This window comes from uncultured Chryseobacterium sp., from assembly GCF_936933875.1.
Taxonomy (GTDB): domain Bacteria; phylum Bacteroidota; class Bacteroidia; order Flavobacteriales; family Weeksellaceae; genus CAKZIK01.
On sequence record NZ_CAKZIK010000073.1, the window covers coordinates 19,943 to 29,420 of the forward strand.

10 protein-coding genes are annotated in these 9,478 nt (G+C 35.3%); 8 read left to right on the forward strand and 2 right to left on the reverse strand.

The features are described from left to right. Positions 1 to 84 precede the first annotated feature (84 nt). Positions 85 to 966, forward strand: coding sequence for a cupin-like domain-containing protein (locus tag Q0252_RS10545; protein WP_297986054.1), 882 nt, complete (start codon positions 85 to 87; stop codon positions 964 to 966). 57 nt (positions 967 to 1,023) lie between these two features. Here Q0252_RS10545 and Q0252_RS10550 read toward each other — a convergent pair whose 3' ends face one another. Next, positions 1,024 to 2,736 carry a hypothetical protein gene (locus Q0252_RS10550; RefSeq protein ID WP_297986057.1) on the reverse strand — a complete coding sequence of 571 codons (1,713 nt, stop codon included), beginning with the start codon at positions 2,734 to 2,736 and terminating at the stop codon, positions 1,024 to 1,026. A gap of 167 nt (positions 2,737 to 2,903) precedes the next feature. Here Q0252_RS10550 and Q0252_RS10555 point away from each other — a divergent pair, with 167 nt between their 5' ends. The 5 genes from Q0252_RS10555 to Q0252_RS10575 all read left to right on the forward strand — a co-directional run bounded on the left by Q0252_RS10555 (position 2,904) and on the right by Q0252_RS10575 (position 6,018). Further along, complete coding sequence (locus Q0252_RS10555) at positions 2,904 to 3,416, forward strand: sigma-70 family RNA polymerase sigma factor (RefSeq protein ID WP_116034543.1); 513 nt, start codon at positions 2,904 to 2,906, stop codon at positions 3,414 to 3,416. Between the two features lie 126 nt (positions 3,417 to 3,542). After that, the gene (locus tag Q0252_RS10560; RefSeq protein ID WP_116034545.1) at positions 3,543 to 3,917 is read left to right on the forward strand and encodes a hypothetical protein; all 375 of its coding nucleotides are present in this window, start codon (positions 3,543 to 3,545) and stop codon (positions 3,915 to 3,917) included. Between the two features lie 85 nt (positions 3,918 to 4,002). Then, positions 4,003 to 4,839, forward strand: a complete 837-nt coding sequence (locus Q0252_RS10565) for a DUF692 domain-containing protein (protein ID WP_116034547.1) — start codon at positions 4,003 to 4,005, stop codon at positions 4,837 to 4,839. Further along, positions 4,820 to 5,566, forward strand: a complete 747-nt coding sequence (locus Q0252_RS10570; protein WP_116034549.1) for a putative DNA-binding domain-containing protein — start codon at positions 4,820 to 4,822, stop codon at positions 5,564 to 5,566. The genes Q0252_RS10565 and Q0252_RS10570 overlap by 20 nt, the downstream gene beginning before the upstream one ends. Positions 5,567 to 5,580: 14 nt before the next feature. Beyond that, entirely contained in the window at positions 5,581 to 6,018 is a 438-nt protein-coding gene (locus tag Q0252_RS10575) for a DoxX family protein (protein ID WP_116034550.1), read from the forward strand. Between the two features lie 46 nt (positions 6,019 to 6,064). Here the strand turns inward: Q0252_RS10575 and lepA are convergent, their stop codons facing one another. Continuing rightward, positions 6,065 to 7,861: a translation elongation factor 4 gene (gene lepA / locus Q0252_RS10580; RefSeq protein WP_297986070.1), complete on the reverse strand. Its 1,797-nt coding sequence runs from the start codon at positions 7,859 to 7,861 to the stop codon at positions 6,065 to 6,067. Between the two features lie 230 nt (positions 7,862 to 8,091). Here lepA and bamD point away from each other — a divergent pair, with 230 nt between their 5' ends. Further along, positions 8,092 to 9,084 carry an outer membrane protein assembly factor BamD gene (bamD, locus tag Q0252_RS10585; protein WP_297986073.1) on the forward strand — a complete coding sequence of 331 codons (993 nt, stop codon included), beginning with the start codon at positions 8,092 to 8,094 and terminating at the stop codon, positions 9,082 to 9,084. A 33-nt stretch (positions 9,085 to 9,117) separates the two neighbouring features. Then, positions 9,118 to 9,441, forward strand: a complete 324-nt coding sequence (locus Q0252_RS10590) for a DNA-directed RNA polymerase subunit omega (protein ID WP_297986076.1) — start codon at positions 9,118 to 9,120, stop codon at positions 9,439 to 9,441. Positions 9,442 to 9,478 lie beyond the last annotated feature (37 nt).

The window sequence follows — 9,478 nt, forward strand, 5'->3', positions numbered from 1 at the left end:
AAGGTGGGTTTATTATTTATAAGCTAATAGGGTCATCTTTGTTATTTAATTTTTAATAATTTTGCGTCATAATTTAAGTGTGAAATGGGAATTATTTTAAAACCGATTGATGTTGTAGAAGATATTACACAGGAAGAATTTACTGAAAAATACTTAAAGCCCAGAAAGCCCGTTGTCATTAGGAATATGGCGAGAAAATGGCCAGCTTACCAAAAATGGACCATGGAATATATGAAGGAAGTTGTTGGTGATGTAGAAGTTCCGTTGTATGATTCGGCAAAAGCTGATCCTGCAGCTCCCATTAATGCTGCGGCTGCGACAATGAAATTTGGCGACTATATCGATTTAATTAAAAAAGAGCCAACTGATTTAAGAATATTCCTGTTTGATCCGATAAAATATGCTCCGAAGTTGTTGGACGATTATATTTCTCCTAAAGAATTAATGGGCGGATTTTTGGACAAATATCCCAATATGTTTTTCGGTGGAAAAGGTTCTGTAACGTTTCTTCATTACGATATTGATATGGCGCATATTTTCCACACGCATTTCAACGGAAGAAAACACGTGCTTTTATTCGATTATAAATGGAAAGACCGTTTGTACCAAATTCCTTACGCAACCTACGCTTTGGAAGATTACGACATCGAAAATCCGGATTTCAAAAACTTCCCGGCTTTGGACGGTGTTGAAGGAATTGAATGTTTCCTTGAGCATGGCGATACCTTATTTATGCCGACAGGATATTGGCACTGGATGAAATATTTAGACGGAAGTTTCTCTATTTCTTTGAGAGCATGGGATAAATCTTGGGGTGTAAAAGCACATTCTTTGTGGAACCTTACGGTGCAGAGAAATTTTGATAATTTCATGAAAGCCAGATTCAAAAAAAGATATATGGACTGGAAAGAAAAGAAAGCCGTTGCCAATGCTAATTATGCTTTGAGTAAAGGTTTACCGAAATAAAGAGTCACAGAAAAAATATAACTCACTGAAAATCCGCGAAAAATTTCGCGGATTTTTTTATTCAATTCTGTAAATCGGATATTGGTTTACCGTTCCTTCGTAGTACGGCGAATTTCGGTACATCCAATCAAGTTGTGCTTCTCCACTTTCTGCAAACTTTGCGTCTTCTTTTTTCTTTTTTTCAAAAGCTGCTTTCAATTCAGGATTTGTTTTCAGCAATTGTGCTGCCGTGTCCTCAAAAACATAATCCGAATAATATTCTTTCTGTCCCAAAATACTATCAAAAAAATTCCAGGCGAAGAAAGAATCGGTTGCTTCAGGTTCAAGTGTTTCCAAAATATATTTTACGCCAGTTTGATTGGTGGAAACCAAATAATCTCCTTTTCTGAAAAGCACCTGCTTTTTTTGCGAACTTAACTGAACATCGTAATGCAGATAATGACCTTCATAAGGATTTCTTGTTGTTTTATAGTCTGCAATGGAATAAATAGTCACATTCATCAACGAATCTTTCGTCAGTTTTTTCATCTCGATTTGGTTTCTTTCCATGGCTTCCAAAACTTTGTTTTCCGATTTTGGAATCACGTAGAAATTAGGAATGACGATTTCTTTTTTAGCAGAATAAGTATCATAAAACTTCACTTTTCTTGTAAAAGGTTTTGTTCTGTCGTAAAACAATCGTGGTTTGCCGGAAATTTCGCTTGGTTTTTTCCCGGCTTCATACCCTTTAAAATCAATCATTTTAAATTTTGTGCTGTCGAGTTTCCATTGCAATGGATATTGATTTCCAGGTTTGTACAGGTTACTGTTTTCTGAAATTTTCTGCCTGATTTCCAGATAATTACTGTTCAAATATTGTAGCGAACTCAACATATATTCATACGTTGCATGAACTCTGTCCGAATATTTTTTCAGCATATGCGTTTCCGCAACCGTACCCGGAATGTTGAAAAGCGTCGTGTAACCCGTCGCATATCTCGGTGAATCCACAAAAGCAGGAAAACCACCATCCGGAACATCGCCGTGAATGTTGACATAAGGAACAGAAATCACACCTTTTTTCTCCATATTTTTCAGAAGCGTTCTCTGCATTTCGTCATTGAAATAATTTCCTAAAATAGTTCCCAAACGTTCTTTATTGGTCGAAATATAAGTGAAAGTATATTGATAATCTGCACCGTTGCTCACGTGATTATCAATAAAAACATCCGGTTTCAGCCATTGGAAAATCTGCTGGAAACTTCTGGAATTTTTTGAATCTGTCTTGATGAAATCCCGGTTCAAATCGTAATTTCGAGCATTGCCACGGAAACCATATTCTTCCGGACCGTTTTGATTGGCTCTGGAGAAACTTCCTCGGTTCATCATTCCGCTGATGTTGTAACTTGCGATTGCTGCGAAAATTACATTATTCGGCGCTTTGATTTTTCCGATTGCTAAATCTCTCATTAACATCATCGTTGCGTCAATTCCGTCCGGTTCGCCGGGATGAATGCCGTTATTAACCAACAAAACCGATTTTCCTTTTCTCGCTTCTTCGAAACTTAATTTCGTCGGATTGAAAATCACCACATCGATTGGAGCGCCGTTGTCATCTTCGCCTTTTGTTTCGTAACTGATTGATGGATATTGTTTTGATAATTCCTGATAGAATTTTCGCATCTCATCAAAAGTGGTGGTTTGGTTGCCATTGCCTTTTTCATAAGGTGTAAGCATCTGAGATTGAGCAAAAGCAGAAATGAGGATGAAGAGAATGGAGAGATTTTTCATAGTACAAATGTAAAGAATCAGTTTTTATGAATCACAACTTATATAAACATTGACTAATTCTCACGACTTATTAAAAAATTACATTTTTAAAGCATTAATATAGTATATTTTTAATAAATTAGTAAATTGTTTTAAAACTTCAAAAGCTAAAACATAAATGACCCCATATGAAAAAAACTGAAATATTTGGTGCAGAATATTATGCTTATCTAGATGATATAATCTGGTATGTAAAGCAAAACAACGGAACATCATCTGATGCAGAAGATCTCTATCAAGATGCGCTGATTGTATTGTTGGAAAAGCTTAGTCAGGACAATTTTCATTTATCTGCTTCGCTTAAAACTTACATTTTTGCTATATGCAAAAACCTTTGGCTAAAAAAATTAAGACGTGTAAAGACCATTGTGAATTGGGAGCATATAAACCAAAGTGATTTTTTTGAAGAAATATCCGATGATATCGAAAAGGAAAAATCTGAAAAGGAAAAAATAGATGCCTTTTTTCTAGAGATCACGGATCATTGCAAAGAACTTATAGAAGAATTATTTCTAAAGTCTGCCACTCTGGATGAAATTCAGAAAAAATACAACTATGCAACGAAACATAACTTAAGCAACCAGAAGTACAAATGCATGCAACAAATTAAAAGATATAGAGAAAAGAACATCGAAAAATAATTTTTTACATCTGATTATCAATCATTTGCAAACAAATTTTATTTTATTGCAATTTAATGGGTGATTTTAAAATCTGAACTGGTATTAATATAAAAATATCATTTAATAATTTTAAAATTCAGCAAAATGAAAACAAAATCAATTTTAGTAGGCGCAATTGCATTAGGAGCTTTTACAATGACATCGGCAAAAACTTTTTCAAGCTTAGGAACGGGAAATGATTTAAGAACAAACCTAACTAATTCTTCATCGGAAAAATTAACATCCGACTCTACTTGCGGAACAGGAACTCACGGTGGAGGAAATGCTGCGGATGCTAAAACGAAAGATGCCAAATGTGGGGACAAAAAAGCTACCGGTAAAGCAAAAGACGGAAAATGCGGCGATGGTAAATGTGGAGACAAAAAAGCGAAAGGCAAAACAAAAGATGGAAAATGTGGTGATGGTAAGTGCGGAGACAAAAGTAGCAAAAAGGCTAAAAAAGCAACTGCTGCCAAATAATTCGATTATCTATTAACCGCAAGTAACAATCGGGATTCTTACTAAGAGTTCCGATTGTATCTTAAATTCACTTAATCAAGCAGCTATGATAGGAATTGGTTATCGGAAAGATTTTTCGGATGCGTTTTTAGAAAGCTCTATTCTTAAACCCGATTTTATAGAGGTAGCACCCGAAAATTGGATGGAAATTGGCGGTTTTTGGAAACAGCAATTAAAAAAAGCTGTTGAAAGATACCCATTATTTTGTCACGGATTGTCCCTTTCTGTAGGAAGTCTTGAAGGAATAGATATAGGCTTCGTAAAAAAAGTAAAACAATTTTTAGAAGATTTTCAGGTTTCTGTATATTCTGAGCATCTCACATTTTCTAAAGTAGATAATGCTCATTTATATGATCTTTTACCTATACCCTTCACGCAGGATGCTATAAACCGGGTTGTTGAGAATATCAAGCAGGTTCAGGATCTATTAGGCAGAAGATTAATCTTAGAAAACGGAAGTTATTATACAGTTTTAAAAGCCGAAATGTCGGAAGAAGATTTCATTAATGAAATTGTGAAGCGTAGCGATTGTGAATTGCTTTTGGATGTTAATAATGTATATGTAAACGCATTCAATCATCGATACAATGCAAAAAATTTCATCACAAAAATGCCTTTGGATAGAGTAAAATATATTCATATGGCAGGGCATCTTAAGGTAAACGAAAATCTGATTATTGATACGCACGGAAGCAAAATCATAGATCCGGTTTACGAATTGTTTGAATTTACAATGAGAAAGCTGAAACGAGACATTCCGGTTCTATTGGAAAGAGATTTTAATATCCCCGAACTTTCTATTTTGCAAGCTGAAATAGATGCTTTGAGGAAAATCAAGAAAAATGCTTTAAAAAAATCTAAAAATGTTGCTCTCCCAAACTGATACATTTGCTCTTCAGCAAGATTTGGGTCTTTATTGCAGAACTGGTTTAGAAGCGCCTAAAACCAGCAACCAAGAAAACACACCAGAATACAGAAGAATAGTTTTTAGCATTGTAAAAGACACCTTGAAAACCGCTTTCCCAATTGCCCGAAAATTTGTGGGGAAAAAGAAATGGAAAAAATTGGTTCATCATTTTTTTGCCAATCACAAATGTAAAACGCCACAAGTCTGGAAACTACCATCAGAACTATGTGACTTTTACAGAGAAAATCCGTTTCCATTTAAAAAACAATTTCCTTTCTTATTAGAGCTTTTACAGTTCGAATGGCTTGAGATAGAAGTTTTTATGATGGAAGATGCTGATATTCCTAGGTTTGTGCCTGAGTCAACATCTAAACAAAAAATACTTGTTGGGAATCCTGAAATAAAAATTTTAGGCTTGCAATATCCTATTCATACAAAAAAAACCAAGGATATTACAGAAGCAGATATAGGTGAATATTTTGTAACCATCCATAGAAACAATATTGATAAGCAAGTATATTTTAATGATTTGTCGTATCCATTTATAGAGATGCTCATACAGCTCAATGAAGAAAACATTACTTTGAAAGAACTAGAAAAAGTTTATTCCAAATATGAAAATGACAAAACTATCGCCAAGAAAATAACTGCAGAGTTTGTTGCCTTTGCCATAGAAAACAACCTTATTTTAGGTTATAAATAATTAAATTGATAAAAATGCTGAAAAAATTAGAACTATTACTAAACAAATTACAAGATGTGCCTTTATTAGCTATAAGATTGGCGTTGGCTTACGGATTTTATGAACCCGCCATGAAAAAACTTCAGGATATCCATGCCATTGGGGATTGGTTTGCAAGTCTTAACATTCCCGCACCATATTTCCAGGCTTATCTTGCGACGGGAACAGAAATTCTGGGTGTTATTTTATTAACTTTAGGACTTTTTACAAGAATCATTTCCTTTCCACTTATTATAACAATGATTGTTGCTATAGTAACTGTGCATTGGGAAAACGGATTTTCTTCAGGTGACAATGGCTTCGAAATACCATTATATTATATTATTATGCTGATTACTTTAATATGTTTTGGTTCTGGTAGGATAAGCTTAGATCATTTATTATTCAGAAAAAACGCAAAAGCTTCCGATTAATAAGAAAGCTGCATCAATTAAGGCGCAGCTTTTATCATTTTTATTTTTAGTCGTTAAGCTTCAAAACAGCCATAAAAGCTGATTGTGGAACCTCTACTCGACCAATTTGTTTCATCTTTTTCTTACCTTCTTTCTGTTTCTCCAAAAGTTTACGTTTTCTGGAAATATCACCTCCGTAACATTTTGCGGTAACGTCTTTTCTTAAAGCTTTGATGGTTTCTCTTGCGATAACTTTCGTTCCTAAAGCGGCCTGAACTGCAATATCAAACTGTTGTCTCGGAATCAATTCACGAAGTTTTTCACACATTTTCTTACCAATATGATAAGCGTTAGAATCGTGAATCAATGAAGATAAAGCATCTACCATATCGCCATTAATCAAAATATCCATTTTCACCAACTTCGAAGCTCGGAATCCAATTGGATGATAATCAAAAGACGCATAACCTTTGGAAATTGATTTTAATCTGTCATAGAAATCGAAAACAACCTCAGCCAAAGGCATATTGAAAATTAATTCAACTCTGTCCGATGTGAGGTAACTCTGATTAACAATTTCGCCACGTTTCTCGATACAAAGTGTCATTACAGCACCCACAAAATCTGATTTTGTAATGATAGAAGCTTTGATAAACGGCTCTTCCACTCGATCCATTATGGACGGATCCATCATTTCCGATGGGTTGTTGATTAGGATTGGAACTTCCGGTTCTTTTTTAGAATATCCAAAATAAGATACGTTGGGAACCGTGGTAATCACGTTCATATTGAATTCTCTATCCAAACGTTCCTGAACAATTTCCATATGTAACATTCCTAAGAATCCGCATCGGAAACCAAAACCAAGCGCTGCCGAACTTTCCGGTTCAAAAACTAGAGAAGCGTCATTCAACCTTAATTTTTCAAGGGAAAATCTTAACTCTTCAAAATCTTCTGAATCGATAGGATAAATTCCTGCGAAAACCATTGGTTTTACTTCTTCAAAACCTTCAATCGGTCCTGCTGCAGGTTTTTCAAATGAAGTAATCGTATCACCAACTTTAACTTCCCTGGCATCTTTGATTCCCGAAACCAGATAACCTACGTCACCACATCCGATGGTTTTCTTTGGAACCTGTTTGAGTTTCAGTGTTCCGACCTCATCGGCTCCATATTCCTTTCCAGTGGCGAAAAATTTGATTTTTTCGTTTTTAGAAATGCTTCCGTTCACCACTTTGAAATATGCTTCAATTCCTCTGAACGGATTGTAAACAGAGTCAAAAATTAAAGCTTGAAGCGGCGCATCTGGATCACCAACCGGTGCCGGAATTCTTTCAACAATTTGTTCCAATAAATGATGAACACCTTCGCCTGTTTTACCAGACACTCTCAAAACATCTTCATATTCGCAACCGATTAGATTCATAATTTCGTCGGTCACTTCTTCCGGGTTTGCTGAAGGTAAATCGATTTTATTCAGAATTGGAATAATTGTTAAATCATTTTCCAACGCCAAATATAAATTACTAATTGTCTGTGCCTGAATACTTTGAGCAGCATCCACAATCAAAAGCGCACCTTCGCAAGCCGCAATGGAACGGGAAACTTCATAAGAAAAGTCTACGTGTCCTGGTGTATCGATTAGATTAAGAACAAATTTTTCTCCTTTATATTCGTAATCCATTTGAATCGCGTGAGACTTGATGGTGATTCCTCGTTCTTTCTCAAGATCCATATCGTCTAAGGTTTGCGATTGCAATTCCCTTTGACTAACAGTGTTTGTATATTCTAAAAGACGATCTGCCAACGTGCTCTTACCGTGGTCGATATGCGCAATGATGCAGAAATTCCTAATATTCTTCATTGATAATTCTTGTAATTTGCAAAAATACATTTTTTTGCAAGAAGTTGGGCGCTGGATGTTAGATGTTAGATGATTGCCGACAAATAAAATATTTTGCCCTCATAACATAAAACTCACATTTGTCACAGACAAACGTTAATCTTTCATAAAAAAAAGAGATTGATGAAAAAAGTTTTATTTTTGCAGATTATTAATAATATTCAATAATTAAGAATATTCTGACCATTGTTATGAAGAAATATATTAGTTTGCTGATGCTGTCGGTGGTGTTGCTTTCCTGCAAGACAGAAATGGATAGAGCAATGAAAAGTGCTGATAAGGATTTTATCCTGAAGGTAGCCAATGAAAAATTTGCGAAAAAGAAATGGAGCGACGCACTTGCTTTGTATGACAGATTGCCAAATTTAGTAGCCGGGACAGATGATGCGCCCAATGTTGTCTTTAATTCTGCTTATGCTAATTATTATGACAAAAATTACAGACTAGCTGCAAACCAATTTAAGAACTTCACCATCAGTTTCCCTCAGGATCCGAGAAAAGAAGAAGCTGCATATTTTTCCGCACTTTGCTATTATGAAGGATCTTTAGATTACAATCTGGATCAGAGCAATACGGAATCTGCCATTACAGAACTTCAGAATTTCATCAATGAATATCCGGATTCCGAACGTTCGAAAAACATTAGTCAGATGATTGATGAACTGAGTTACAAGCTGGAGTTCAAAGCATTCGAAAATGCAAGACAATATTATAAAATGGCAGAATATAAAGCTGCGACCGTTGCTTTTGAAAATGTTCTTGAGGATTTTCCGGCCACTAAACTGAGACCGAAAATCTATGATATCATAATGAAGTCGAAATATGAGCTTGCTCTTAATTCGGTTTATGATCTCAAAAAAGAACGTCTGGATGCTGCCGCTGCTTATGCCAAAAGAATTTCTAATGAATTGCCGGACAGCGATGCTGCAAAAACAGCAAATGATCTTTATACTAAACTGGAAAATGAGAAAGTAAAATTTGCAAAAGTTCAGGAGGAAGTAGAAAAAAGAAAGGCAGAATATGAAGCAAAAACAAAAAATGCTCAGGCTGGGCAAAATGAAAAAAAGGAAATAGCTCAGGAAAAAAATCAGCGGGATATGGAAAAAGCCGCAGAACAAACCAAAAGAGACAGTGCGAAGATTAACTCTCCTGAGCCTCAAGCTACTTTCAAGTTTAAAAGATAATTACTATATTTGCAATCTCAAAAATTTTCACCCATGAGTGTTAAAGATACAAAGGCAGAAGTAAGCACCATCACTTACGACAGAGATAAAATCGAAGAAAAAGTAGGCAGCATCTACGAAGCGATTGTCATTATGGGCAAAAGAGCGGAGCAAATCAATGCTGAAATCCGTTCGGAATTGCACAGTAAATTGGATGAATTTGCTGTCCACAACTCTACTTTGGAAGAAGTGTTCGAAAACAGAGAGCAAATAGAAATCTCTAAACATTACGAAAAACTTCCTAAGCCAACATCTATTGCGATCAAAGAATGGCTGGATGATGAAATCTATTTCAGAAAAACTGAAGAAAAGAAATAAGTTTTCAATTCATAATACAAGAGGCTGTCTCAAAAGG